This window comes from Klebsiella sp. MISC125 (genome assembly GCF_051131775.1).
GTDB lineage: Bacteria > Pseudomonadota > Gammaproteobacteria > Enterobacterales > Enterobacteriaceae > Klebsiella.
On record NZ_CP180448.1, the window covers coordinates 3,220,913 to 3,246,747 of the forward strand.

The window sequence follows — 25,835 nt, forward strand, 5'->3', positions numbered from 1 at the left end:
CAGATTCCTCTTCACACATTAGAATTTTTAGTAGGTTTGGCTGAATCATTGAGAAAGCGCATGGTCTGCTCGTCGCGCCCGGCAGCACTGCGCTATGCTTAGCTTCCCTTTTGTTTTAAATACTTAGCGTTATGACCACTTCCGTCAGCACCACTCAGCTTAATCTGCGCATTATTTCGATCGTTGTCTTTACCTGTATTTGTTATCTCTCGATTGGCCTGCCGCTCGCCGTGTTGCCCGGCTATATCCATTACCAACTGGGATACAGCACCTTTATCGCCGGGGTGGTCATCAGCCTTCAGTACATCGCCACGCTGGTCAGCCGCCCCCATGCAGGCCGCTATACCGATATCTGGGGGCCAAAAAAAGTTGTCAGTCTGGGGATTATTTGCTGCATGTTGAGCGGGCTGTTTACCCTGCTCGCCGTCCTTTTGCAGGCCGTGCCGCCGCTGGCGGTGACCGCTTTACTGGTCGGCCGTATTTTCCTCGGCGTCGGGGAAAGTTTTACCGCCACCGGCGCAACCTTGTGGGGGATTAAAACCGTTGGCGCGATCCACACTTCGCGAGTTATTTCATGGAACGGCGTGGCGACCTATGTGGCGATGGCGGTCGGCGCCCCGCTGGGGGTGCTGCTCAATAGCTATTTTGGCATTAGCGGATTTGCCATTGTCGTGGTGCTGGTGGCCATCGTGGGGCTACTGTTTGCCCGTACCCGTCAGGACGTCAGCGTGACGGCGGGTATCCGGGCACCGTTTCATGTGGTGGTGCGCAAAATTTGGCCTTACGGGATGGGGCTGGCGCTGAGCACCGTGGGTTTCGGGGTTATCGCCACCTTTATTACGCTCTACTTTTCCGCCCATAGCTGGCAAGGCGCGGCGTTTACACTTTCCCTGTTCAGCGTCGGCTTTATCTGCATCCGCCTGGTGTTGGGCAACATGATTACCCGCTACGGCGGCGTGCCGGTATCGTTAGCCTGTTTTATGGTGGAGTGTCTGGGCCTGCTGATCATCTGGTATGCCTCTTCTGCGTGGATTGCCGGAATCGGCGCATTCCTCACTGGTTCAGGTTTTTCGCTGGTCTTCCCGGCGCTTGGGGTTGAAGCGGTGAAGCAGGTCGAAGAGCAAAATCAGGGAACTGCCCTGGGTACCTATTCGGCATTTCTCGATCTGGCGCTGGGGTTAACCGGCCCGGTTGCCGGATGGGTGGCGGGTTATTACGGTCTGGACACTATTTATTTGCTCGCCGCGGTGGTGGTCGCGCTGGCATTTATATTGATTTTGCGAATTTATCTACGACAACGCGCTGATTTGCAGCGGGCCTGAGGAATACTCTTCGGACGGCGTTTCTCGCATTGTCTGGTAAAAAACTAATCAATATTTGACTGCTATTCGGCTTCCGTGCCACCATCGCCTCAGCGTCCGGCTGGCGGCGCAATGGTGGCACGGGTGGATATCAGAGACCGCATGATTAAGGTCCATGCCCGTCCTCAACCTGATTCTGGCGGGAAATAAAAGACATGCACCAAAGTTTTAATCAGCGCGTTCATTTCTATTACTGCATTCTGGTTGCGCTGAAAATACACGCAAATTCAAAGAAATCGGGCGGCGTTCGCGGGAAGAATAACTTCCTGCTGAAATGGCTACGCAAAGCCCAGGACAACAATATATTCCACTCGGATATTGCCAGCGAGATCGAATGGCTTCGCGGCAAAATCATTCAGGCTGGCTATGACACTGACCTCGAACCGATGCTGGATTTTGTCTACGCCACCGCCAAACGTGCGGAAGACCTTAAAAACGCTGACTGAGATTACTGATAAAGTGCGCCTCTCGGGCCCGGGCCTGCGGAAAATGAGTCACCTGATGATATGGCGGGTTTTGTAGGCCGTGCAAGGCGCCAGCCGCCGCCCGGCAGAAATACGAGCACAGTATCTAATGCTTCCCCGGACCGCCTGGCCCGGGGGAATTGATAACGTTAGCGCTTTTTGCGGTGCGTGAGCAGATACACCGCTGGGATCACCAGCATCGACAGCAGCGGCGCGGTGATCATCCCACCGATCATCGGTGCGGCAATACGCTGCATCACCTCTGAGCCGGTCCCTCCCCCCCACATAATCGGCAGCAACCCGGCCATAATCGTCGCGACGGTCATCACTTTCGGGCGCACGCGCAGCACCGCCCCTTCATGAATCGCTTCATTGAGGGTCCGATCATCCAGTTGCTCACGCCTTTTGGCGATCGCCTGATTTAAATAGAGCACCATAATCACCCCAAACTCCGCCGCGACGCCCGCTAGCGCAATAAAGCCAACGGCGGCCGCCACCGACAGGTTATAGCCCAGCAGCCACAGCAACCAGACGCCGCCAATCAGCGAAAACGGCAAGGTACCCATTATCAACAGCGCGTCTTTAACCTTGCTGAAGGTAACGTAAAGCAGCACGAAGATGATCATCAGGGTAAACGGCAGCACGATTTTCAGCTTTTCAGTGGCCCGCTCCAGATATTCATACTGCCCGGACCAGGTCAGCGAGATCCCTTCCGGCAATTTAACCTGTTTGCTGACCTCACTCTGCATTTCGTCAACAGCGGATTTCAGATCGCGGCCGCGAATATCGACGTAGATCCAGTCCGACAGGCGGGCGTTTTCGCTTTTTAGCATCGGTGGGCCGTCGGTGATGGCGATATCCGCCAGCTCGGACAGTGCCACCTGCGCCCCGCCGCTGGTGACCACCGGCAGATCGCGCAGCTTTTGCAGCGAGTCGCGCATTTCACGCGGATAGCGCACGCTTATCGGGTAACGTTCACGCCCTTCGATGGTCTCGCCAATGTTATCGCCGCCCACTACGCTGGCGACCACCGATTGCAGCTCTTTCACCGACACGCCATAGCGGGCCGCTTTTACCCGGTCGATCTTGATATCAATATAGCGTCCACCGTCGAGACGCTCAGCCAGCGCCGACGTCACTCCCGGTACGTTGCGCACGATGCGCTCGATCTCCTCGGCGGTTTTTTCAATTTCCACCAGATTGTTGCCGTTCACTTTGATGCCGACCGGGCTTTTAATGCCGGTTGCCAGCATATCAAGGCGGTTACGGATCGGTGGCACCCAGACGTTGGCAATCCCCGGCACTTTCACCGTGTTATCCAGCTCGCTAATCAGCTTATCCATGGTCATACCGGGCCGCCATTCGCTTTTTGGCTTGAACTGAATGGTGGTTTCCAGCATCGTCAGCGGCGCCGGGTCGGTGGCGCTATCGGCACGACCGGCTTTGCCAAACACGCTTTGCACCTCAGGAATGGTTTTAATCAGGCGATCGGTTTGTTGTAGCAGGCGTCCGGCTTCGCGGCTGGAGATCCCCGGCAACGTGGACGGCATATACAGCAGATCGCCCTCATCAATCTGCGGCAGGAATTCGCTGCCAAGCTGAGCCAGCGGCCATAGCGTGGCAACCAGCAGCACACCGGCGGCGGCCAGCGTCGCTTTTGGCCACTGCAACACTTTATCCAGCAGCGGTTCATAGGCGCGAATCAGCCAGCGGTTGAGCGGATTAGCGGTCTCATCGGGGATTTTGCCGCGAATAAAATAACCCATCAGCACCGGAACCAGGGTGATCCCCAGTCCGGCGGCTACCGCCATCGAGTATGTTTTAGTGAAGGCCAGCGGCGAGAACATCTTGCCTTCCTGCGCCTCGAGGGTGAATACCGGAATAAACGACAGGGTGATGATCAGCAGGCTGCAAAACAGCGCAGGCCCCACTTCCGACGCCGCCTGCTGGGCAATTTTCCAGTAATCATCTGAAGATGGCTGGCGCTCGGGATGATCGTGCCGCCACTGCTCCAGCACCTTATGCATATTTTCAATCATCACGATTGCCGCATCCACCATCGCCCCGATGGCAATCGCAATCCCGCCGAGCGACATCATATTAGCGCTGACGCCCTGATAGTGCATGACGATAAACGCGCCGAGGATCCCCAGTGGCAGCGTGATCATCGCCACCAGGGCGCTGCGAAAGTGGAACAGGAACAGCGAGCAGACCACCGCCACGACGATAAACTCTTCGATAAGCTTATGGGTCAGAGTCTCAACCGAGTTTTTAATCAGCTGCGAGCGGTCGTACACCGGGACAATCTCCACGCCAGCGGGCAGGCTTTTTTTGACTTCCGCCAGTTTGGCCTTCACCGCGTTAATGGTGGTCAGCGCATTTTTGCCCGAACGCATAATGATAATCCCGCCCGCCACTTCCCCTTCACCGTTGAGTTCGGCGACACCGCGACGAATCGCCGGGCCGCGGCGCACGCTGGCAACGTCGGAAAGCAGCACCGGCACGCCGTTGCGCGAGGCAATCACCACCTGATTAAAGTCGTCGATGGATTTCAGGTAGCCGGTAGTGCGTACCATATATTCGGCTTCGCCCAGCTCCAGCACCGAGCCGCCTCCCTCCTGGTTGGCGCTCTGAACGGCGCTAATCACCTGCTCGTGAGTCACGTTCAGTGCCCGCAGCCGGTCAGGGTTGAGGATCACCTGGTACTCTTTCACCATCCCGCCGACGCTGGCGACCTCTGAGACATCCGGCACGGTTTTCAGCTCATATTTGAGGATCCAGTCCTGAATCGCCCGCAAATCGCCGAGGCTGTGCTTACCGCTTTTATCGGTGAGCACATATTCAAACACCCAGCCGACGCCGGTGGCGTCCGGCCCTAACGAGGCTTTCGCTTCCGGCGGCAGGCTGCTCTGGATTTGGCTCAGATACTCCAGCACGCGGGAGCGCGCCCAGTACGGGTCGGTGCCGTCATCAAACAGCACGTAAACGTAGGAATCGCCGAACATCGAAAAGCCACGTACGGTTTTCGCACCCGGTACCGATAGCATGGTGGTGGTCAGCGGATAAGTGACCTGGTCTTCAACAATTTGCGGCGCTTTGCCGGGATAGCTGACGCGGATGATCACTTGAGTATCGGAGAGATCCGGTAACGCATCCAGCGGTGCCTGCTGTACCGACCAGACGCCCCAGGCCGCCATAATGAGCGTCGCCAGCAGCACCAGCAGCCGGTTGCGCAATGACCAGCGGATAACGGCGGCAATCATGGCTGCTCCTTAGCGCCGGTCATCGGCATGATTGAGGTGACTTGCGCCCCGTCGTCGGTCAGGGAAAAGCTAAACATCACCGACTCGCCGGGGCGGATTTGCTGACGCTGCTGCAGCGTAATGGCAAAATCCATGGTCATCGCTGGCCACTTCAGTTCCGGGACCGGCTGATGCTCAATGGTGACCGATTCATCGTTCAGCACTTTGATAACGCCGTGCGTCGAGTACGTTTTAGCCTCCTCGCCCTCCTGCCCGGCGATTTGCGGCAGCGCGCTGCGCAGGCTGGCTTCGGAGTCGATCAGGAACTGGCCGGAGGTGACCACCTGCTGGCCCTCTTCGAGGCCGGATTTGATCTCGACCAGCCCGTTCTGCGCGCGTCCGGCGGTGACCTCAACCGGACGGAAATGCCCTTCGCCATCAGCGATCAGCACGCGGTTGCTGGTGCCGGTGGCGATCAGCGCCTCTTCCGGGATGATCAGAACGGCGCGGCTCTGATTCGCCTCAGCCAACTGGACGTTTAAGTACATTCCCGGCTTCAGTTGATGCTGCGGATTCTCCAGCACCACGCGCGCTTTCAGGGTGCGGGTGGTGGCTTCGAGGTCGGGCAGCAATTCACTGACTTTGCCCTGGAAGGTCAGCCCGGGCCAGCTGCTGGTGGTCGCCGTCACCTGGCTACCGAGACGCAGCAGGCTGGCCTGGTTTTCCGGGTAATCAATCACTATCCATACCGGGTCGAGGCTCGCCAGTTCGAACAGCGCCTGAGTGGCCGTCACCTGCGCACCGGTTCGCACATCGAGTTTATTGACGTAACCCGCGTTTGGCGCGCGAACGGTCATGCGGGTTTGCGGTTTGCCGCTGCGCTCAACGCTGCGAATAATCGCTTCCGGCATAAACTGCAACTGCAAGCGCCCGCGCGCGGCGGCGGTGAGCCCGCTATCGCCAAGCTGCCTCACCGCCAGATACTCCTGCTGCGCTGCCGCCCACTGCGGGATCCACAGTTCGGCCAGCGCTTGATTCTTTTTCACAAATTGCTGCGAGGCGTTGACGTAAAGCTTCTCAATCAGGCCATTAGCCAGCGCTGGAACCGTTTCAACGCTGCGTTCGTCAATAGCAACGGTACCAAACGCGTTGAGTTTGAGCGCCAGCGCCTGACGGGAAACCTTTGCCGTACGCACGCCGAGATTTTGCTGCTGGCGAGCGCTAATCAGCACGCCGCCCGCATTATCGCCCTCGCCTTCATCGGCATAGCGCGGAACCAGGTCCATATCCATAAATGGCGATTTGCCCGGCTTATCAAAACGCGTGCCGGGGGTCATCGGATCGTACCAGTACAGCACTGTGCGGCCTGCTGCCGCTTCCTCCCCACCGTTGACCATTGTCGGGGCTTTTCGTGCGCCCAGCCAGTATCCGCCCGCAGCGGCAAGGGCGACGGCCAGCGCCGCCAGGGTAATAACAGATTTAAGCTTCATTTTTTAACATCCTGCGGAATCAGGTAGCGAATGGCAGCCCACGCGTCAGCGAGCGCTTTCTCGGCATTGTTGCTGGCGATTTCGCCGCTCAGCAGATCGCGACGCACGGATAACAGCTCGCTAAGCGCAGAGCTGCCCGCCCGATATTGGGCATTTACGAGGCTGACTTTTTTGCGCAGCAGCGGCAGCACCTCGCTTTGCTGGCGGTCGTATATTGCTTTCGCCGCGTTATATTGCGAGATCAGCTGATACTGCTGCGCCTGGTGTTCGCGCAGGAGTAGCGTTAGCTGGTCGTTGGCCTCAAAGGCGCGCGAAACATCGGCGGCGTGGTCTTTGTCCTGACGTTTGCCCTGAAAAATAGGCATATCGACAGTGAACATCACTCCAACCATGTCGTCGTAATCATCCCCACGTCTGGCGTAATAGACTTCAACGCCGACGTCGGGGATCGCCGCCACCTCCGATTGCCCTGATTTCGCTTTTGCCAGATCGGCTTCGCGCGCGGCCTGAATCAGCTCCGGATGGAGTTTAACCCCCTCGATTAAGGTAGTTTCATCCGCCGGAAGTCGTTCGATGCGCGGCAGCGGGCCGGAGATATCGCGCACATCCTTGCCGGTGAGCTGCATCAAGCGCGCCTGAGCGACCTGTACATCGCGACGCGCGTTATCCTGCTCATTTTTCATCGCATTCAATGCCAGTTGAACGTCCAGCACGCTGCTGGGACTGGCGCTATCGCTACTGACGCCCGCTTTCTGGACGCCAATTTGCCGGGAAGTTTCGCTGATCAATGTCTGTACTGAGCGTAGCGATTTCTGCGCCACCGCCAGCGCCAGCCATGCCTGAGCGGTTTCCCGTTGGAGCCGGGCGCGAATCACATCCGCGTTGGCGGCGGTTCGTCGCGCCTCGGCAGTTATCGAGTCGGCTTTGCGCTCGCGCTTGGTACTGCTGACGTAGTCCTGCATCACGCCGACCTTTTGCATGGTCATACCCTCACGGGTCAGACGGCTGCCGTTATTGCCGCCCAACGGGACGTTCTCAATGCCAAATTTCAGCTTTGGGTCGGGGAGCTGCATGGCGGAGTCCGCCATGTTTTCTAATGCGTTAACCTGATGATCGTTAGCGGAAAGCTCGGCGGAGTAGCTCTGCGCAGCCGATAGGGCCTCCGCCAGCGTCGTCGCCCAGCCGTTGGTTGAAATCAGCGACAGCAGAAGCGGCAGCCCAAAGGCCGCCTTATTTAAGATGTGCATAGTGACTCCGGAGTTATTGCGCGGTAATGGAAACGAGCGCGTAGCCGGAGTCAGTCTGACGGAAGGTAAAATTAACCCGCTGCCCCACTGCTAACTTTTCACCCTGATACTCGCCGAGCGCAAAGCTCATGGTCATCGCGGGCCAGTTCAGTTGCGCAACGGGAGAATGGGCAATGGATACCGAATTATCGCGCCAGGCTTTAATCAGCCCATTTGCCGAATAAGTCGTAACGGAATCATCCTGCTTATTCATATCCGACATGTCCGTCATTGTGGACATATTGTGGTGATGCATAGCGCTGTCTTCGGCGCTGGCAGTAAATGAGACGGCGGTAAAGGTCAGAACGCTGGTAATAAGCAGAAAAATAGAAGTAGAACGCATCATAATATCTCCAAAAAAAACATAAAGTCGCCCGCAGACCGGGCAGATCTGGTGGATGTTTTTAACGGAGATTTATTCTCTGAAGCGGCAGAAGCGTATTTCAGCCGGAGGGCCAGTGACCGGCGGCGTATGCCAGTCCATACGTTCAGCGCAACTTTCCTGCTGCGGGGAAACCACTAACAGCGCGGTCTCTGAGGGAAGAGCATTCAGCTGTAGCGCAGTTGAAGAATTAGGCTGAGCCGTGTCCGGGTCACAGTGTTTCTCGCAAATAACCTTCTGACCAGCGCTTTCCATACCGGGCATACTCATCATGCCATCAACAATATGGTGAACCTGCACTTCCGGCGTGACCGGTGGTTGGCCGCCGCCATGATGCGCCGCGACCGCGAGCTGAAGATTGAGCAGTAACCAACAGGCAATAACAAGCCCAGCGCGGATACGTAGCCTGCGCCGGGTTGCTTGTTTAAATAATGCCTGAAGTAACGGGATCATATTGATATTCACAATGAGATGACCGCTGAATTAAATCACACTCACCGGCAGAATTAAATAATATTTCAGAAGGAAAAACAGGCATTAAACAGAATGAAGTTTCTCTATGTACCTTTACACAAAATAGTGAAATAACGATTTGACCTTCCCCCAGGGGGAAGGTGTATGGGCCTGGAAATAATGTACTTAATAAATGACAAAAATGTTATTTATATGTGATTCAATAATAAATTAAGCCGCTACTCCAGCACTAGCGTATCGCCCGTTGCCGGGGCCGCGTCCGCTGAAAGCCACCATCGCCCCCATGAGCCGGTGCAGTGGCACGCCATAATTTTTTCCACCTTTTGCTGCTGCAAAAACAGTTTCAGCTGGCGTATGAGCCAGGGGGAAGCGCTGCGCAGATGAAGACCGCCGATGACAGCGTGGATTTTCTGTTCGCCCATTATCTTCTGGCAGTGCCTGATGGTATTGATTAATCCGCGATGTCCGCAGCCGCAGATAATGACCAGCCCTCGGGTCGAGCGGTAGATCAGCACGCCTTCATCGGCAATATAATCCTGTGTCTGACCATCAAGTACGCCGTAAGCTTTTGGCCTGGCGACGGCAATTTCACCGGACCACGTTAACCGCTCACTAATCCGCAACGGCTCGCGGCTATACTCCATCCGGTGGCGGGAATAGTCGATTTCCCGCGATAGTTTCTTAATTTTCCAGCGGTGCCCGACCAGCGATAGCGCCGAGTAACGCCGCTTCGCAATCTGCGGATGGCAGATAATACGACTGTTATCCGGTAGCCACGGCACGCCGCCGCAGTGATCGTAGTGCCCATGCGACAGCACCGTCGCAGTTAAATCTTTTAAAGAAACGCCCATACGCTGGGCATTGTGTAAAAAACTGCCGTCAGGCCCGGTATCAAACAGGACGCGGCTGGTTTCATCTTGCAAAAGCAGGCTCAAACCCGGTTTCGCCCGCAGCGTTTTGTCCTTTCCCTCACCGAGTCGATTTTCAAGTAACACCTTAATTATTAGAGCCATTGTCCTTCCGATAGCCACTATTTCACGGCGCGTAGTCTACCTGGCAACCACTGAAAGTACCGTGATGCATCGCTCAGCACGGTGCATAAAAAAGTGACGGTGTCACTGAAAAGCGTCAACGATTTTGTTGCCAGAGCGTCATTGCCGTCTATGCTGATGGCAAGTTTCTCACAACCGGAGCGCACTATGGCAGACTGGAACCCTTCACTGTATTTGAAATTTGGCGCGGAACGTACGCGCCCCGCCGCTGAACTTCTCGCTCGTATCGCCCATCACCCCGCAGCGCTGGCCATCGATTTAGGCTGTGGACCGGGCAACAGTACCGCCCTGTTGCGCGACGCCTGGCCGGAGGCAACGATTATTGGCGTCGATAATTCACCAGCGATGCTGGAAGAAGCCGCCCGGACGCTGGCCGATTGCCGGTTTGTCGCCGCAGATATCGGTGAGTTTCGCCCCGAGCGCCCAGCGGACGTGATCTACGCCAATGCTTCTCTGCAGTGGCTAACCGATCATCAGCTGCTGTTTCCTCATCTGGTGGGGAATCTTGCGGCGAATGGCGTGCTGGCGGTGCAGATGCCTGATAACTGGCAGGAGCCGTCGCATACCCTGATGCGCCAGGTAGCAAACGAGTTGGGGCATCCGGCTAGCGGACGTCATCCGCTGCCGAGCGTGCAGGAGTATTACGATATTCTGACCGCTAGCGGCTGCGAGGTAGATATCTGGCGCACGACCTATTACCACCCTCTGGAGTCACATCAGGCCATTATTGACTGGTTGCAGTCCACAGGGCTTAGACCGTTTCTGCAACCGCTGGATGAACAGCAGCGCGAGGTGTTTCTTGAGCGCTATCTGGAACTGCTCAGAGAGCATTATCCGTTACAGTGTAACGGAAAGGTTTTATTGTTATTTCCTCGGCTGTTTATAGTGGCGCGACGCTCGTCTTGAACGATAAGAATGGGGCTACGGCGCCGGAACGAGCGCCGTATCATCTGATTTACCAGGAAAGGTGATGTACCAGGGAGAGGTCCCATGCGGTGGCCAACAGCGAAAGAAACATGATTAAATTGACGACTGTCTCTATGCGTTTTTCCATTTTTGCTTCTCCTGAGCCGTTTTCACCTGTTTTACAGATAAAATCTTAACAACTTCTTAATCTCAGACTTTTAGAGCGTTATACGGTAGCGAACATAGTCATCAGCTGGCGTAAATTCATCATAAAGACGCCGGGCCGGATTGTCAGTGCGGGTGTGCCAGTAAAGACGCGACCATCCTTTCTCTATGCCTTCCACTTGCAGCGATTGCATTAGCGTCCTGGCGATACCGCGCCCGCGCACCTGCGGGTCAACATACAGATCTTCCAGATAACAGATGGGGGTTTTTACCCATGTTCCTTCGTGGAGCACGCAAATCGCAAACCCAACCACTTTCCCGTCCACCACGGCAACGCGGCCCAACAGCGGCGAAGCGGTATCAAGCAGGCGTTGCCAGGTGTATTCAGTGACGTCCTGCGGCTGCGGGCTGCCGTAAAATTTTGTGTAACCTTCCCACAGCTGTAACCACTGCGCTTTGTCCTGCGGACCTGCTTCGCGAATCTCAATGACCATCGCATTTCCCCTTAAACGGATAAGCCATTATTTTCCGGACAGATAATTTCTTCAAGCGCCTGGGACACAATTCATCCTTTTCGCTCAACGAGGAATACGCTCAGAATGATGAAATCACGCTTTTGACGACCTCGATCGTGTTCCAGGACGCCGAAACAAGACGCTTCAGGTATCAAGGTGACACATTCATCGCAATCGGGGTTACATCATGTTCAGAACGTGGATTTTTTTATTATCGACCTTATTCTTTTGTCTCCAGGCGCATGCCAGCACCGGCTTTCGTCAGATAACGCTCCCCGGTTCAGGGCCTGACACCGTGAAAGTGACGCTGTGGTATCCCACTGTGATGCCTGGAAAAATGGAGCATGTGGCAGACAATCCTGCTTTTGTTGGCATTTCCGTTATTCGCAACGCGCAGCCAGTACCTGGTGCACATCCTCTGTTAGTGCTGTCGCACGGCTATAACGGAAATTGGCGAAATCTGTCCTGGCTCGCTACCGCTATGGCCGCCCAAGGATATATCGTTGCGGCACCGGATCATCCAGGGACCACCACCTTTAACCAAAACCCCATTGAGGCAAAAAAGTTGTGGCGGCGTCCACAGGACATCACGCGGGTGATTAACTTCGTGATGAGCTCGCCCAATTTGGTTGGTGAAACAGATAAGAGACGCATTGCCGCCGCTGGTCACTCGCTGGGGGGCTGGACGGTCATGGAACTGGCCGGTGCTCGCTTCGACACAGCTCGTTTTAAGCAAGACTGCCAACAGCATCCGTTGCGCGGTGATTGCAAAATCGCGCAAAAACTCGGCATAAATGAACCACAGTCTCCGGAGAAACTTGCTGCGAACTTGCAAGATAAGCGAATTAAAGCGATCGTTTCTCTCGATCTCGGAATGGTGCCTGGATTTACCCCACAGAGCCTGCACACTATCAACATTCCGGTCCTGCTCCTGGCAGCCCAGAGTGATGCACTGGCCGCACTCCCTGCCAAACAGGAGTCAGGGTATCTTGCTAGCGAAATCCCCGATCGATGGGCAAAGTTTGAGTTGGTTAATGGCGCGACACATTTCAGTTTTATGCAATTGTGTAAGCCAGGAGCCGTGGCGCTTATTGAAGAGGATTCTCCCGGCGACGGTATCGTCTGCCAGGACGGTGAAGGGGCAAATCGGGCCTCCATCCATCAAATAGTGGCCCAAAAGGTCATGGTATTTCTGAACTCGTCGCTTGATTATCGCGCGCCTGTTGACGAAAAGCGGTAGGCGACATACCGCAAATACGCTGAAACTCGCGGTTAAAATTGGATTTGGTGGTAAATCCCGAATCCAGCATGATTTCAGTCACGGGCTGCGGGCTGCTGAGTAGCAACGCCTGCGCCCGTTCAATCCTGAAACAGTTAATCCACTGCGATACGTTGCACTGACATAATGCGTTGACCGCAGCTGAAAGCTGACGTGCAGGAATTCCCGTTTTTCTGGCCAACAAATTTAATGTGAGGTCGGGATTAAGATAGATTTGCGTTGCGCGAACCTTTTCCTCAAGTATCACATAAATCTCATTCTGCTCGCCCGCGGGTTGTGTGGGCGGTTCGGGAGTGACTTCTTTGTTGAGAGGTGCATTGGATACGGCGGTGGTTCTTCCCGCACTGATAATGGCAAAACCAATTAACGGCAGTAGCATGGCCTGAAACAACGCCACAATAGCGGGAGCTTGTCTGCCGCCGGTCATACTGAAGTCAAAAGCGATAGTGAGATCGGTCAATGCGGATATACACAGAAAGCAACCGGCAAAAAAAGCCATCCGCGTTGTCTGCAAGGATTCACTGAGTCGGCTGAAGATAAAGATATCGTCCCCTCGCCATGCGACCCACATCAGGCCGCATCCGTAGCTGAAAAACAACAGGAACAGCACCATATCGGTCGCTGTGGGCCAAATTCCCTCGATAAGTAAGGTGATGATGACCGGGCCGACCAGCCATGATAAATAGCGCGGTCGTTTCATTTCTGTCAACGACATAAAACTGTGCCAGGCGATAGGTGGTAACAAGACTGCCATCATAGCCTGAAGATTTCTCAGCGCGACTGAATCATACTCCCAGCGCAACATGCTGACAGAAAGAAGCAATATGCATGCGCTAAGAAATTGTACCGTACCGCGGTGATGAGGTTTGCCTGAGAAAAGAGCCATGGCAAGTAGGATAAACAGTGCGAGCAAGGTCACCACGGGAAACGGTACAGAAACCATACGAGTCATTCCAGAACAGAAAGTAATGCGGATTTTTACATATATTGAAGAGCGTTGTCTCTCCTGACGTCAGGATTCATCTCCCTGTTTTCCTTCAGTGCTCTGCCAAGCTTTACGAGCAGGGTCTTTCAGACCGGTGATATTAAATAAAGCATTCAGTATGTTGTAACTAATTTAAGCACAAAACTAACCCGGCGATAGCCGGGTTGAGATCGATAACAAATCAGCTTCAGGCATTGTGCCTGGATAATCGCCGGGTGGCGGCTGCCACCTTACCCGGCCTGCAAAATCCAGCGTGCGGTCTTTAAGAACATCAGCACAGCGGTTTAACCGCCGCACGCATGCCATCGCGCAGAATAGCATCCAGATCCTGCGTAACCTGCTCTACCAGGCCAGAAACTTTAGTCAGATCCTGCTCCCAGTGGGATTCAACGGACAGCACCGCTTTCACCAGTTCACCGGTGCTGATTTGCGCATCACGATGCTGGGCCCACAGCGCCTGATAGCTTTCCATCCATTCAGCGTCATCCTGCACCGGATAGCTCTCGCCGTTACGCTCACCGCGGTAAAACGCGATCAGCGCCGCCAGTGCAAAAGTCAGACGTGCCGGGAGCTTGCCGCCCTTCGTCTGCCCCGCCAACAGCTGTGGCAAAATACGGGTGCGATATTTAGTCATCCCGTTAAGGGCGATAGACAGGAGCTGGTGCTTGATGTACGGGTTACGGAAGCGCCCGGTTACCGCGCTGGCGAAAGATTCCAGCTCATCACGCGGCAGGTCGAGAACCGGAATGATCTCTTCATAAATCGCCTTCTCGACGAAAGAACAGATTTCAGTGTCATTCATCGCCTCACCAACGGTATCCAGGCCAGCCTGGAAAGCGACCGGCACCAGCGCAGTGTGCGCACCGTTAAGAATGGCGACTTTGCGCTCTTTATACGGCTTAATATCGTCAACGATCAGTACGTTAAGCGCCAACTTGTCGAGGCGTAGCTCCGCGGCCAGGGATTTTGGTCCCTGAATCACAAACAGGTAGAAGTGCTCTGCGGTGTCAAGGAAACCATCTTTATAGCCCAGTTGCTCTTCAATCTGCGCCGCTTCATCACGCGGATAGCCGGTAACAATGCGGTCCACCAGCGTGGAACAGAAGGCGTTAGCCTCATCCAGCCAGGTCAGGAACGCTTGCGGCAACGCCCACTCCTGCGCGTAGCGCAGCACCAGTTCACGCAGCGCTTCGCCGTTATAATCAATCAGTTCGCAAGGGATGATGACCCAGCCCTTATCCGCCGCACCGGAGAAATAGCTGTAGCGCTCAAACAGCAGGCGGGTCAACTTCGCCGGATAGCTGACCGCAGGCGCATCATCGAAACGGTCGCCTGCGTGGTAGCTGATGCCCGCTTCAGTGGTATTGGAAAACACAAACCGCATATCAGGGTTATGCGCCAGGCGCAGCAACTCATCGTAATCCGCATAGGCGCTGATTTCCCGGTTTACAGAACGAATCAGCCTTGCATCGCTGACCGCTTCGCCCTTCTCATTCAGGCCACGAATGATCGTGGTATAGAGACCATCCTGAGTACTGAGCGACGGTGGGAATGAACTCTCAATCGGACGCACGATCACCACCCCAGAATTCAGGTCGGTATGCTCGTTCAGCAGATCGATCTGCCAGTCGATAAACGCGCGCAGAAAGTTGCCTTCGCCAAACTGGATGATACGTTCAGGGTACTGCGCGCCCGGGAAATCGCGACGGTTTAATGTTTTCACAAGGGTTCCCTCATAGAGTAGTCATACAACCTGAGTAATTGGTCCAATAAGTTATCAGGTTTTTACATGAGTGAAACCCTGTTTTGATCAAAGCTGTATGCAATATCAAATTTATTATAGAAATTTATAGAACAGAGACGTCGCGGTCAGCTCTCCGTCCGGCATCAGCGCATACCGCGGAATTTCCCCAGCTTTTTCCCAACCGCATTGAAGATAAAAGTTTTCTGCGCCACTGCCCGTCGCCGTATCCAGCACCAGAACGCTCTTACCCTGCTCACGCGCAATCTCTTCCAGCCGGTTCATCAGTGCGTTAGCCAGCCCCTGTCGACGTGCATTTTGGTGAACCAGAAGTTTGGCGACGTCGGCACGGTGCGGTTGGTTTTCCGGTTGGTCGGTGATTAGCTGTACTGTACCGACCAACCGCTGCTGCGCATCTACCGCCGCGAGGATGGTACGCTCCCCGGCGGCAACGCTCTGCGCCATTCTCTGCCAGAATGCCGTCGCGGTTTGCGGATTAAAGGGCTGCATAAAGCTCACCGACGCCCCGCCGTTGACGCAACTGACGAGGATGTCGGTTAATTGAGAAAGGTGTTCGTGAATATCGTCACGCGACAGCGTGCGCAGAGAAAAGGATGTGGTCATAAGTAACTCCTTGAAATCGACCACACCACTATGTTTTTAACGTATATTTAACACAACAATATTTATCATCGCGTTTTCTTATAGCGTGCTTTCAGCCAGCTTTTCCGTACAGATCCGGTTACGCCCAGCTTTTTTCGCCCGAATCATATAATCATCAGCATCCATTAATAGCTGATTAAATAGATCGTTCACCCGCGCAGCGCCGAGCTGTCGGCTCTCCATTCCCATACTGATAGTCAGTTTGATCTGGCTTTGACCCCAGGTAAAGGTTTGCGATTCGATGCCCTGGCGAATTTTCTCCGCCAGTAGTTGTCCTTCCTGCTCTGAGGCCGTTAACGCCGCGACCACGAACTCTTCGCCACCAATACGCGCCACCATGCCCTGTTCACCCGCCAGCAGCCGCACCTGTTGTGCAAACTGGGCCAGCACGCAATCACCGCACTCATGCCCCCAACGATCGTTGACCTGTTTAAAGCCGTCGATATCCAGCACCATGACCGTTAATAGATTTTCGGATGATAATGGCCGACGCTTCAGCGCCTCGCTTAAACCGGAACGGGAATAAACGCGCGTCTGGAAATCAAAATCAGCACGCAGCGCCAGCTGTTTCATCAAGTTATTAATCGCTTCGACGCTGGAGGCAACAATAATCGGGCTAATCAGCATTGCCGCTATGCCAAGCCGGGTCGAGAAGAGCTGCCACGGCTGCATCCGCGCATCGTGCGAGAGATGGATAAGCGAGTTGGCCACCAGCAAAATTTCGCTAATTCCGGTAATAAATGTCAGCAGGCAGGTTAGCGGCAAGGGATACCGAATGGCACACCAAATCAGCGCCGGTAGCGGAAAAGTAATGCTTCCCGCCCCGCCAACGGCGACGCCGAGAATAATCGACAACACCAGGGCAATAGCCGGCAGCAGCTGACGCAAGCGAAAACGGCCAAATGCCGAGGGCAGCGTCAGTGTCAAAATAAACGGCAGAATCAGCACAGCTGTTGAAAACTGTTCGCTAAACCAGTCCGCCAGTTGGGGAATAAAGGTGGCGCGTTCAACATCCACCGACCCCAGCGCACCCACGGCGGCACACAACAACGCCGCCAGCAAACAATAGCAAAACAGACTCAGCGCGTTAATCGGGCCAGGCATTGAATCCGTTCGCCGTTTATCCCACAGGATCAACTGAGCAAGGGTGACAATAAAAACAATATTGGAGAAATTAATCAGGAAGGAAGCAAAGCCCATTCCCCAGCGCGAAGTTAAACCGTCATAAACCAGCATGGCGGCAAAACAGACGGCGTAAAAATAACTGCGATTTAGCCAAATATAACGTGCGAAAATACCCGCCATTACCGCATTCAGCGGCCAAAAGAATGACAGTTCCTGAACCAGACGCAGCATCGCGCCAAAGAAATGCAGCAGTAGCGTTAACGTGAACAAGACCAGCGCATCGCGCACGGGTTGTTCCTCACGAAACAGCGTGAATGACCGAATCGACAGTGGAGACATTCATGATTATCCGTCTAATTGTTTCAGGCAATTATTATGTTAATAATTAGTTAGCACGGCATCATATCATGAGAATAATTATCAGGCATACACCGACGCCTGATGAATTAAAGCGAGCGTTGGTCGGGAGAATTCATCTGGATGACCAGCCAGTGGTGAATAACCTGCACCACATAGCGCTGCTCTTGCTCGCTAAGTCTCCGTCCTTGCGGGATGGCATGCCACTTTTCCAGACACCCGCGACAGCAGGTAGCGGTGGCGTGTTGCGCAATAAACACCGGATGCCCGCGCATTGGGGTTTGTTTACCATCGTTAGGTATTTCAGCAGGAGCCAACCGCTTGCCGATAAAATCGGCGGCGTGCTGGTCAATAACGTCCGCCCCTTTATCATAGCAATACTGCCGCTCCTTAACGCCAAGGCGAAATCGGGAGCGAAAAGTGGAACGCTGAAGGCGAGAAAATAGAGTGTCGATTGGCACCATCAGAACACCGACCTCCCCAGTTTTTGGGTGAGTTTTTCCAGTAAAGCGATACCGGCCAGCGAGTTCCCGGCTTCGTCAAGCTCCGGGCTCCACACCGCAATCGCCATCTCCTGCGGGACGATAGCCACAATCCCCCCGCCAACGCCGGATTTCGCCGGTAAACCAACCCGCCAGGCGAATTCACCGGCGTTCTGGTACATGCCGCTGGTCATCATCAGCGCATTAACCTGGCGTGATTGAATCGGTGCAATAACCGGCGACGTAAGGTGCGGAGCAATGCCGCTATCGGCAAGAAACAAGAACGTGCGCGCCAGTTCGACACAGCTCATCTCCAGCGAGCAGTAATGGAAGTAATTTTGCAACACCGTCGCAACATCGTTATGAAAGTTGCCGAACGATTTCATCAGCCACGCGATGGCGGCGTTACGCGCCGAGTGGTCAAATTCGGAACGGGCCACCACCGGATCATAGGCAATATCGCTCACGCCGCTCAGGCGACGGACGATTTCCAGCATTCTCTGACGCGGTGCGCTAAGACGGCTTTGCAGCATATCGCAGACCACCAGCGCCCCGGCATTAATAAACGGATTGCGCGGTTTACCCTGTTCGATTTCCAGCTGCAACAGCGAGTTAAATGGCTGCCCGGAAGGGTCTTTGCCCACTCGCTGCCAGATCTCCTCTTCCTGATAGTGGTTCATTGCTACTACCAGGCTCAGCACTTTCGAGATAGATTGGATAGAGAAACGCTCGTGAGCATCACCAGCGCTGTAGTGTTGACCATCCACCGTACAGATAGCAACGCCAAGCTTATCGCCGCTGACGCTGGCCAGCGCCGGAATATAATCCGCCACCTTGCCGCGCCCAATCAGCGGCCTGACTTCAGCCAAAATGGCATCGAGCATTGCGTTATTGATTATTGTCGCCACACGCGGCTCCTTGCCAACATCAAAATTCGGGCTGCAATTATAGGCGCACAGGGAGCGAAGAAACAGCCTCTTTCTGCCTCTTCCGGCCGTACGTTATGGCTCATCGCGGATAAAAAAACCATTGGTCAATGTTATGAGTAATATAAAAACACGCTAATCATTCCCCCTCAACAAGGAAGCAAGGGTTAAATTTAATGAGCAAATCACATACAGAAGTGAGTAAATTTTTAAGTTATGTCTTACGCCATCAGCCCGAAGCCATCGGACTGATACTGGATAACGAAGGCTGGGCGGATATCGACACATTGATTGCCTGCGCGGCCAGAGAACGCGTGCAGCTCGACAGGCAACTCATTCAATCAGTTGTTGAAAACAACGATAAAAAGCGTTTTGCCATTTCAGCCGATGGCCAACGCATCCGCGCGGTTCAGGGGCACTCTTCCCGACAGGTTGATATCACGTTTATTGCAACAACGCCGCCTGAGTTTTTATTTCATGGGACCGCAACGCGATTTGTTGATGCGATCCGTGAGCAGGGGTTGATTCCCGGTGCCAGACAATATGTGCATCTGTCCGACAACGAAACAACCGCGGCTGAGGTGGGAAAACGTTACGGTAAGCCCGTGGTGCTGAAAATTAATGCCTTATCGATGTATAAGCAGAACATTGAGTTTTATCAGGCGGAGAATGGCGTTTGGTTAACGGCGGCGGTGCCCGCGAAGTTTATTGAGTGATAAGACAATCCCGGAGGCGGCGCGGCGCGCCTCCTGGTTCACGTTCGGCATTGCTGTTGAAGCTCGCGGACCAACGCCTCGGTCTGCTGCTGGTTGCGCAAACGCACAAAGCGAATATGTTGATATTGTGGGTCCTGCATATCCGCCAGATAGCGCTGGCGATTATTACGCCAGGTTTTTAGCGTCCAGAGAATAATGGATTCCCGACTAAAGAAGGAGCGGCGGAAGGTTTCGCAATTGCCGGTGCCGGGCCACAGCTCCTGTCGGCGGCTTGCACGGGAGGCCGCCCGCCATACCGCCTGGCGGAAGGTGCGCCAGAAGCTGTAATCCACCCATACCACCAAATCAACCTCACGCCATTTCACCGAACGGCTGCGGTTGTAGTTGCCGTCCAACACCCAGCCTGGCGCGTCGAGAGCAGCGGCAAGTTTGGCGTAAAACTCATCATCCGGCGTCCCTTGCCACTCCGGCCGCCAGTAAAGCACATCCATTTCGATATAAGGTAGTGACAGTTCCTGAGCCAGCCGACGCGCGAGGGTAGATTTGCCGACGCCGCTGGTCCCTACTACGTTGATTTTCATCGTTGTCTCTCGGGCAAAATGCGGGCTGAGAATAATAGCGCAATAACGTCGCAAGCGATGAGCAAAATTCTCTGACCATTCTCCTGCCGGCAGAAAATAACCGATCTCCTTGATATTTAAGCAAGTGCTGCCCGCTAATGTTTTGCGTGCGTCCATTTTGTGATGCGTGTAGGATTCTCCGCCATGTTGGCTTATCTCATTCACCAGAATGATGGGGGGGCCAGCATCACGAACCGCTCATGGACATTGACAGGAAAATAGCAATATCAATGAATACGAAACACACTACTGTGGCGGAGCAGCATGCTGCAAAACGCCACTGGCTGAACTCGCAAGAGTCCGGTTATCACAAGGCAATGGGCAACCGTCAGGTGCAGATGATCGCCATCGGCGGTGCCATCGGTACCGGTTTATTCCTCGGCGCGGGCGCGCGCTTACAGATGGCAGGTCCCGCGCTGGCGCTGGTTTATCTGGTCTGCGGCCTGTTCTCGTTCTTTATTTTACGCGCGCTGGGCGAACTGGTGCTTCACCGCCCTTCCAGCGGCAGCTTCGTCTCCTACGCCCGTGAGTTCCTTGGCGAAAAAGCCGCTTACGTTGCGGGCTGGATGTACTTTATCAACTGGGCGATGACCGGCATTGTCGATATCACCGCCGTTGCGCTGTATATGCACTACTGGGGCGCATTTGGTGATGTTCCGCAGTGGGTTTTCGCCCTTGGCGCGCTGGCGATTGTCGGCACCATGAACATGATCGGGGTGAAATGGTTCGCCGAGATGGAGTTCTGGTTCGCGTTGATAAAAGTGCTGGCGATCGTGGCGTTTCTGGTGGTTGGGACTATTTTCCTCGGCAGCGGCAAGCCGCTGGACGGCAACGCCACCGGCTTCCATCTGATTACCGATAACGGCGGCCTGTTCCCACACGGTCTGCTACCCGCGCTGGTGCTGGTGCAGGGCGTGGTTTTCGCCTTCGCCTCTATCGAGCTAGTAGGCACCGCTGCTGGCGAGTGTAAAGACCCGCAAACCATGGTGCCACGTGCGATTAACAGCGTTATCTGGCGTATCGGCCTGTTCTACGTGGGTTCGGTGCTGTTGCTGGTTTTGCTGCTGCCGTGGAATGCTTATCAGGCCGGGCAAAGTCCGTTCGTCACCTTTTTCTCGAAGCTGGGCGTGCCGTATATCGGCAGCGTGATGAATATCGTGGTGTTAACCGCTGCGCTCTCCAGCCTGAACTCCGGTCTCTACTGCACCGGGCGCATTCTGCGTTCCATGTCGATGGGCGGTTCCGCGCCGCAGTTTATGTCGAAAATGAGCCGCCATCATGTGCCTTACGCCGGGATTCTGGCGACGCTGGCGGTCTACGTGGTCGGGGTATTCCTCAACTATCTGGTGCCTTCGCAGGTATTCGAGATTGTCCTTAACGTCGCTTCGCTGGGGATAATCGCTTCGTGGGGCTTTATCGTGGTGTGTCAGATGCGCCTGCGTAAAGCGATTAAGGAAGGCAAAGCGGCGGACGTCAGCTTCAAAATGCCGGGCGCGCCCTTCACTTCCTGGCTGACTCTGCTGTTCCTGCTGAGCGTGCTGGTATTAATGGCTTTCGACTATCCGAACGGTACTTATACTATCGGCTCGATTCCGCTGATTGCCGTGTTGCTGGTTGCGGGATGGTTTGGCGTGCGTAAACGCGTGCAGGCCATTCATAGCACCGCGCCGGGGATCGAAAAACAGCAGTAAATCACTTTTGCGGTTTGCCCGCAGGGGCAAACCGCGATGACAACCCTTAGTTGTCTTCCACCAGTTGAGCGACATCACTGCTGTTGATCTGGCGTTGGTTGCCGGACTCATCGGTATAGCTGGTCATGCCGGTATCTTTATCCAGCTTCGGCTTACCCTGAGTCACAATCGTCTGCCCGCTTTTTGTTGTCATCACGTAGTTTGAGCTACAGCCCGCCAGAAGAGCCAGCATCGCGCCAGCGCACACAACCATTAATGATTTTTTCATCTTTTCTCCAGGATTAATGCCACCGTCCCGCTTTCGCAGGGAAGAGGTAAGTGTATAACCATTAAATTTATCAGGCTAACAAGGGTTTGTAACAGAGGGTGATATGGGGGGGACAGGAGGGGTTGCCCCCTCCTGAGAAGATTACAGCGCGATGCGGATAACGTCATCCGGCTGGGTCGCTTCTTTCTGACGAGTTGATTCCTGCTTCACGCTGACGTACAGCGTTTTACCATCGGCGGAGAGCGTCAGGCTGTTCGGGTGAGTCGGGGTTTTGAAGGTCTTGACCACTTTATAGCTCTTGCCATCAATCACGCTCACTTCACCAGCTTTACGATGCGTCACGTAGGCTTCATTGCGGATCGGGTTAAACAGCACGGCCAGAGACTCCGGCGCGGCGATTTTCTCCAGCACTTTGCCATCGCGAATATCAACCACCAGCACTTCCGGCTGTTTGCCGTCGGTAATAAAGGCGCGGTGACCAGCAGTATCGAGGCTCAGGTTCAGGTAGAAGTGCTCTTTGCCGTCATCCTGCAGCTTTTTGCGCGACAGGATCTTGTTGCTGGTGCTGTCGATAGTCACCAGCTCGCCATCAGCGTTGGTGGTGTAGATACGATTGGCCTGGGCATCCACCGCCAGGCCCGTTGCCATTGCGCCAGTATTAGCAATGGTATCTTTCAGCGTCAGCTTGTCACCATCAACCACCCAGATCACGCTCTCTTTACCGAGACCCGTGATGTAGACAGTATTGGTTTTCTCGTTGACCGCCAGTTCACGCGGGGCCAGCGGGCGTACGGTTTCGCTACGTTCGCGGGAGTCGAGTACCAGACGCCCTTTCACCTTGCCGGTTTTGGCATCAATCGCCGTCACGGTGCTGTCGGTGGTGTTGCCAAACCACAGGGTTTGGGTGGCGTTGTTGATGGTCGCGCCGAACGGTTTCAGGTCGTTATGAATAACCTGAGTCACCTCAAGGGTCGTCGGGTCAAGACGATAAACGATACCGCCTTTATCCAGCGAACGGCTCTGAGACGTGGCCACCCACAGCGCATTTTCTTGCTGGCTATAAGCCATTTCGTATGCGCCCTTGCCGACGGCCTTGCGCAGCATTTCTTCCGCCGCGTGAGCGCTGAAGCTCCCCGCCAGCAGCAATGATGTTAATAACAGTGAACGGCGCAGACGCGGCGCGGACAGATGACGTAATGACATAACGACTCCCTTTGATAAAACAAATATGTGCCTGCTCGACAGTGCTTCCGGGCGCAAAATCATTGTTTTACGCCATTTACGGAATGCGAATAGTAATCATTATTTATCTCAATGTGGAGCATTAATTACGTATAGTGGCCTTGAGATCACGCAATTCCTGCTATTTGTTAACTCAAATATCGTTAAGTCTTTTCAAATAATTTACAATAGAGTTAACATATATACATATGTTCCATTTGGTTCGTTTTGCGAGTAACTCTGATGAAAATCCTTTCCGTGCGCGCCGCCGCGCTCCCCGCCCTGCTTCTGCCGCTGGTTGCCAGCGCGCCAACCGCCAGCGCCGCTGAACAAACCATGGTCGTCACCGCTGCGCCATCTACGGTTTCTGAACTCGATACCCCAGCCGCCGTGAGCGTGGTTAACGGCGATGAAATGCGCCAGGCCGCGCCGCGCGTTAACCTCTCCGAGTCGCTGGGCGCGGTTCCCGGCCTCCAGGTACAAAACCGACAAAACTACGCCCAGGATCTGCAGCTTTCTATTCGCGGCTTCGGCTCCCGCTCGACCTACGGCGTGCGCGGGCTGCGCATATACGTCGACGGTATTCCGGCCACCATGCCCGATGGTCAGGGGCAAACCTCGAATATTGACATTGGCAGCCTCGACTCGCTTGAGGTGCTGCGCGGCCCCTTTTCCTCGCTGTACGGCAACTCTTCCGGCGGAGTAATTAATGCCACTAGCCAGACCGGCAGCCAGCCGCCAACCATCGAAGCCAGCAGCTACTACGGTAGCTTCGGTACCTGGCACTACGGCATGAAAGCAACCGGCGCTGTTGGTGACGGTACGCACGCGGGCGACGTCGACTATGTGGTTTCCACCAACCGCTTCACCACCCACGGCTCCCGCGACCATAGCGGCGCGCGCAAGAATCTCGCTAACGCCAAACTGGGCGTGCGTATCGACGACGTCAGCAAGCTGACCCTGTTGTTCAACAGCGTCGATATCAAAGCTAACGATGCGGGCGGCCTGAGTTATGACGAATGGCAGAGTAACCCGCGCCAGTCTCCCCGCGGCGATCAGTACAATACGCGCAAAACCATTAAGCAGACCCAGGCCGGTTTGCGCTATGAGCGCCAGCTGAGCGAGCAGGACGATCTGAGCGTAATGATGTACGCCGGTGAGCGCGAAACCACGCAATATCAGTCGATTCCGCGCGCGCCGCAGCTTAACCCGACCCATGCGGGCGGCGTTATCGACCTGACCCGACACTATCAGGGGATTGATACCCGCTGGACCCACCGCGGCGAGCTGCTGGTACCGGTCACCTTTACCACCGGTCTCGATTACGAAACCATGAGCGAGCGCCGCAAAGGCTTCGAAAACTTTGTCATGAGCAACGGCGCGCCGCAGTACGGCGAAAAGGGCGACCTGCGCCGCAATGAACGTAATCTGATGTGGAATATCGACCCGTATCTGCAAACTCAGTGGCAGCTTACCGAGAAACTTTCGCTGGACGCCGGGGTGCGCTACAGCTCGGTGTGGTTCGATTCTAATGACTACTACATTACCCCAGGCAACGGCGATGATAGCGGCGATGCCAGCTATCACAAGTGGCTGCCAGCGGGCTCGCTAAAATATGCAGTAACCGACGCGTGGAATCTGTACGTTTCCGCCGGTCGCGGCTTCGAAACGCCAACGATTAACGAGCTTTCGTATCGTTCCGGCAACCAGGGCGGCCTGAACTTTGGTCTCCAGCCGTCAACCAACGAAACCGTCGAAATTGGCAGCAAGGCGCGTATCGGCAATGGCTTGTTAACCGCTGCGCTATTCCAGACTGATACCGATAATGAGATTGTTGTCGACGCCAGCAGCGGCGGGCGTACCAGCTATAAAAATGCCGGTAAGACCCGTCGTCAGGGGATGGAGCTGGGGCTGGATCAGCAGTTCGGCGACAGCTGGCGTTTGAAAGCAGCGTGGACCTGGCTGGATGCGACCTATCGCACCAACGTCTGCGACGACTCGAGCTGTAAAGGCAATCGTATTCCGGGGATCGCCCGCAATATGGGCTATGCGTCCTTCGGCTATCAGCCCGAAAAAGGCTGGTACGCGGGCAGCGATATTCGCTATATGAGCGATATTATGGCTAATGATGAAAACACCGCCAAAGCGCCGTCCTGGACGGTGGTCGGCCTGACGACCGGCTATAAATGGAGCTACGGCAAGGTGGATATGGATTTGTTTGGCCGCGTCGATAACCTGTTCGACCGCAGCTACGCGGGATCGGTTATCGTTAACGAATCCAACGGTCGCTACTACGAACCGGCACCGGGTCGCAATTATGGTGTCGGGCTGAATCTGGCATGGCGGTTTGAATAACGGTCGCTTCTCTCATCAGGTTGCGTACTTTTCGTAGGCCCGGTAAGGCGCTAGCCGCCACCGGGCAAT

The 25,835-nt window shown here is 54.9% G+C and carries 23 protein-coding genes; 7 read left to right on the plus strand and 16 right to left on the minus strand.

The features are described 5' to 3' along the window. Positions 1-131: 131 nt before the first annotated feature. Both ACMYSL_RS15320 and ACMYSL_RS15325 read left to right on the plus strand, forming a co-directional pair. Positions 132-1,322, plus strand: a complete 1,191-nt coding sequence (locus ACMYSL_RS15320) for an MFS transporter (protein ID WP_434658967.1) — start codon at positions 132-134, stop codon at positions 1,320-1,322. Between the two features lie 194 nt (positions 1,323-1,516). Next, entirely contained in the window at positions 1,517-1,807 is a 291-nt protein-coding gene (locus ACMYSL_RS15325; RefSeq protein WP_110274731.1) for a hypothetical protein, read from the plus strand. Between the two features lie 167 nt (positions 1,808-1,974). Here ACMYSL_RS15325 and ACMYSL_RS15330 read toward each other — a convergent pair whose 3' ends face one another. From ACMYSL_RS15330 to ACMYSL_RS15355, 6 genes are all read right to left on the minus strand, one after another. Beyond that, complete coding sequence (locus ACMYSL_RS15330) at positions 1,975-5,088, minus strand: efflux RND transporter permease subunit (RefSeq protein ID WP_434658968.1); 3,114 nt, start codon at positions 5,086-5,088, stop codon at positions 1,975-1,977. Continuing rightward, entirely contained in the window at positions 5,085-6,557 is a 1,473-nt protein-coding gene (locus ACMYSL_RS15335; RefSeq protein WP_434658969.1) for an efflux RND transporter periplasmic adaptor subunit, read from the minus strand. The genes ACMYSL_RS15330 and ACMYSL_RS15335 overlap by 4 nt, the downstream gene beginning before the upstream one ends. Next, positions 6,554-7,804, minus strand: coding sequence for a TolC family protein (locus ACMYSL_RS15340; protein WP_434658970.1), 1,251 nt, complete (start codon positions 7,802-7,804; stop codon positions 6,554-6,556). Before ACMYSL_RS15340 ends, ACMYSL_RS15335 begins: the two co-directional genes overlap by 4 nt. Before the next feature lie 13 nt (positions 7,805-7,817). Then, positions 7,818-8,189, minus strand: coding sequence for a copper-binding protein (locus ACMYSL_RS15345; protein WP_434658971.1), 372 nt, complete (start codon positions 8,187-8,189; stop codon positions 7,818-7,820). 69 nt (positions 8,190-8,258) lie between these two features. Next, entirely contained in the window at positions 8,259-8,678 is a 420-nt protein-coding gene (locus tag ACMYSL_RS15350; RefSeq protein WP_434658972.1) for a hypothetical protein, read from the minus strand. Between the two features lie 239 nt (positions 8,679-8,917). After that, positions 8,918-9,712, minus strand: coding sequence for an MBL fold metallo-hydrolase (locus tag ACMYSL_RS15355; protein WP_434658973.1), 795 nt, complete (start codon positions 9,710-9,712; stop codon positions 8,918-8,920). Positions 9,713-9,898: 186 nt separating this feature from the next. Between ACMYSL_RS15355 and tam the strand changes: the two genes are divergently transcribed. Further along, positions 9,899-10,657, plus strand: a complete 759-nt coding sequence (gene tam / locus ACMYSL_RS15360) for a trans-aconitate 2-methyltransferase (RefSeq protein WP_434658974.1) — start codon at positions 9,899-9,901, stop codon at positions 10,655-10,657. Between the two features lie 218 nt (positions 10,658-10,875). Here the strand turns inward: tam and ACMYSL_RS15365 are convergent, their stop codons facing one another. After that, positions 10,876-11,316 (minus strand): GNAT family N-acetyltransferase, encoded by a 441-nt coding sequence (locus tag ACMYSL_RS15365; protein WP_434658975.1) that lies wholly within the window; start codon positions 11,314-11,316, stop codon positions 10,876-10,878. A 208-nt stretch (positions 11,317-11,524) separates the two neighbouring features. Between ACMYSL_RS15365 and ACMYSL_RS15370 the strand changes: the two genes are divergently transcribed. Beyond that, entirely contained in the window at positions 11,525-12,577 is a 1,053-nt protein-coding gene (locus ACMYSL_RS15370) for an alpha/beta hydrolase family protein (RefSeq protein WP_434658976.1), read from the plus strand. On the opposite strand, the gene ACMYSL_RS15375 is transcribed toward ACMYSL_RS15370, so the two are convergent. The 6 genes from ACMYSL_RS15375 to glsB all read right to left on the minus strand — a co-directional run bounded on the left by ACMYSL_RS15375 (position 12,519) and on the right by glsB (position 18,877). Continuing rightward, a complete protein-coding gene (locus ACMYSL_RS15375; RefSeq protein WP_434658977.1) occupies positions 12,519-13,559 on the minus strand; it encodes a helix-turn-helix domain-containing protein in 1,041 nt (346 codons plus the stop codon). The genes ACMYSL_RS15370 and ACMYSL_RS15375 overlap by 59 nt on opposite strands. 313 nt (positions 13,560-13,872) lie before the next feature. Continuing rightward, a complete protein-coding gene (locus ACMYSL_RS15380) occupies positions 13,873-15,324 on the minus strand; it encodes a tagaturonate reductase (protein ID WP_434658978.1) in 1,452 nt (483 codons plus the stop codon). Positions 15,325-15,438: 114 nt separating this feature from the next. Then, the gene (locus ACMYSL_RS15385; protein ID WP_304258876.1) at positions 15,439-15,966 is read right to left on the minus strand and encodes a GNAT family N-acetyltransferase; all 528 of its coding nucleotides are present in this window, start codon (positions 15,964-15,966) and stop codon (positions 15,439-15,441) included. 78 nt (positions 15,967-16,044) lie between these two features. Continuing rightward, positions 16,045-17,469, minus strand: coding sequence for a GGDEF domain-containing protein (locus ACMYSL_RS15390; protein ID WP_304258874.1), 1,425 nt, complete (start codon positions 17,467-17,469; stop codon positions 16,045-16,047). A gap of 107 nt (positions 17,470-17,576) precedes the next feature. Continuing rightward, positions 17,577-17,951 (minus strand): DUF4186 domain-containing protein, encoded by a 375-nt coding sequence (locus ACMYSL_RS15395; protein ID WP_182238475.1) that lies wholly within the window; start codon positions 17,949-17,951, stop codon positions 17,577-17,579. Then, a complete protein-coding gene (gene glsB, locus ACMYSL_RS15400; RefSeq protein WP_434658979.1) occupies positions 17,951-18,877 on the minus strand; it encodes a glutaminase B in 927 nt (308 codons plus the stop codon). Before glsB ends, ACMYSL_RS15395 begins: the two co-directional genes overlap by 1 nt. A 194-nt stretch (positions 18,878-19,071) precedes the next feature. Between glsB and ACMYSL_RS15405 the strand changes: the two genes are divergently transcribed. Further along, on the plus strand, positions 19,072-19,611 hold the full coding sequence (locus tag ACMYSL_RS15405; protein ID WP_434658980.1) for an RNA 2'-phosphotransferase: 540 nt from the start codon (positions 19,072-19,074) through the stop codon (positions 19,609-19,611). A 38-nt stretch (positions 19,612-19,649) separates the two neighbouring features. On the opposite strand, the gene ACMYSL_RS15410 is transcribed toward ACMYSL_RS15405, so the two are convergent. Further along, positions 19,650-20,192: an AAA family ATPase gene (locus ACMYSL_RS15410; protein ID WP_304258867.1), complete on the minus strand. Its 543-nt coding sequence runs from the start codon at positions 20,190-20,192 to the stop codon at positions 19,650-19,652. 269 nt (positions 20,193-20,461) lie between these two features. Here ACMYSL_RS15410 and ansP point away from each other — a divergent pair, with 269 nt between their 5' ends. Next, entirely contained in the window at positions 20,462-21,922 is a 1,461-nt protein-coding gene (ansP, locus tag ACMYSL_RS15415; RefSeq protein ID WP_304258865.1) for an L-asparagine permease, read from the plus strand. A 46-nt stretch (positions 21,923-21,968) separates the two neighbouring features. Here the strand turns inward: ansP and ACMYSL_RS15420 are convergent, their stop codons facing one another. Further along, the gene (locus ACMYSL_RS15420; protein WP_112216843.1) at positions 21,969-22,190 is read right to left on the minus strand and encodes a YgdI/YgdR family lipoprotein; all 222 of its coding nucleotides are present in this window, start codon (positions 22,188-22,190) and stop codon (positions 21,969-21,971) included. Between the two features lie 141 nt (positions 22,191-22,331). Then, on the minus strand, positions 22,332-23,393 hold the full coding sequence (locus ACMYSL_RS15425) for a YncE family protein (protein WP_434658981.1): 1,062 nt from the start codon (positions 23,391-23,393) through the stop codon (positions 22,332-22,334). 261 nt (positions 23,394-23,654) lie between these two features. Between ACMYSL_RS15425 and pqqU the strand changes: the two genes are divergently transcribed. Continuing rightward, complete coding sequence (gene pqqU / locus ACMYSL_RS15430) at positions 23,655-25,766, plus strand: TonB-dependent receptor PqqU (protein ID WP_434658982.1); 2,112 nt, start codon at positions 23,655-23,657, stop codon at positions 25,764-25,766. The last annotated feature ends 69 nt before the right edge of the window (positions 25,767-25,835 follow it).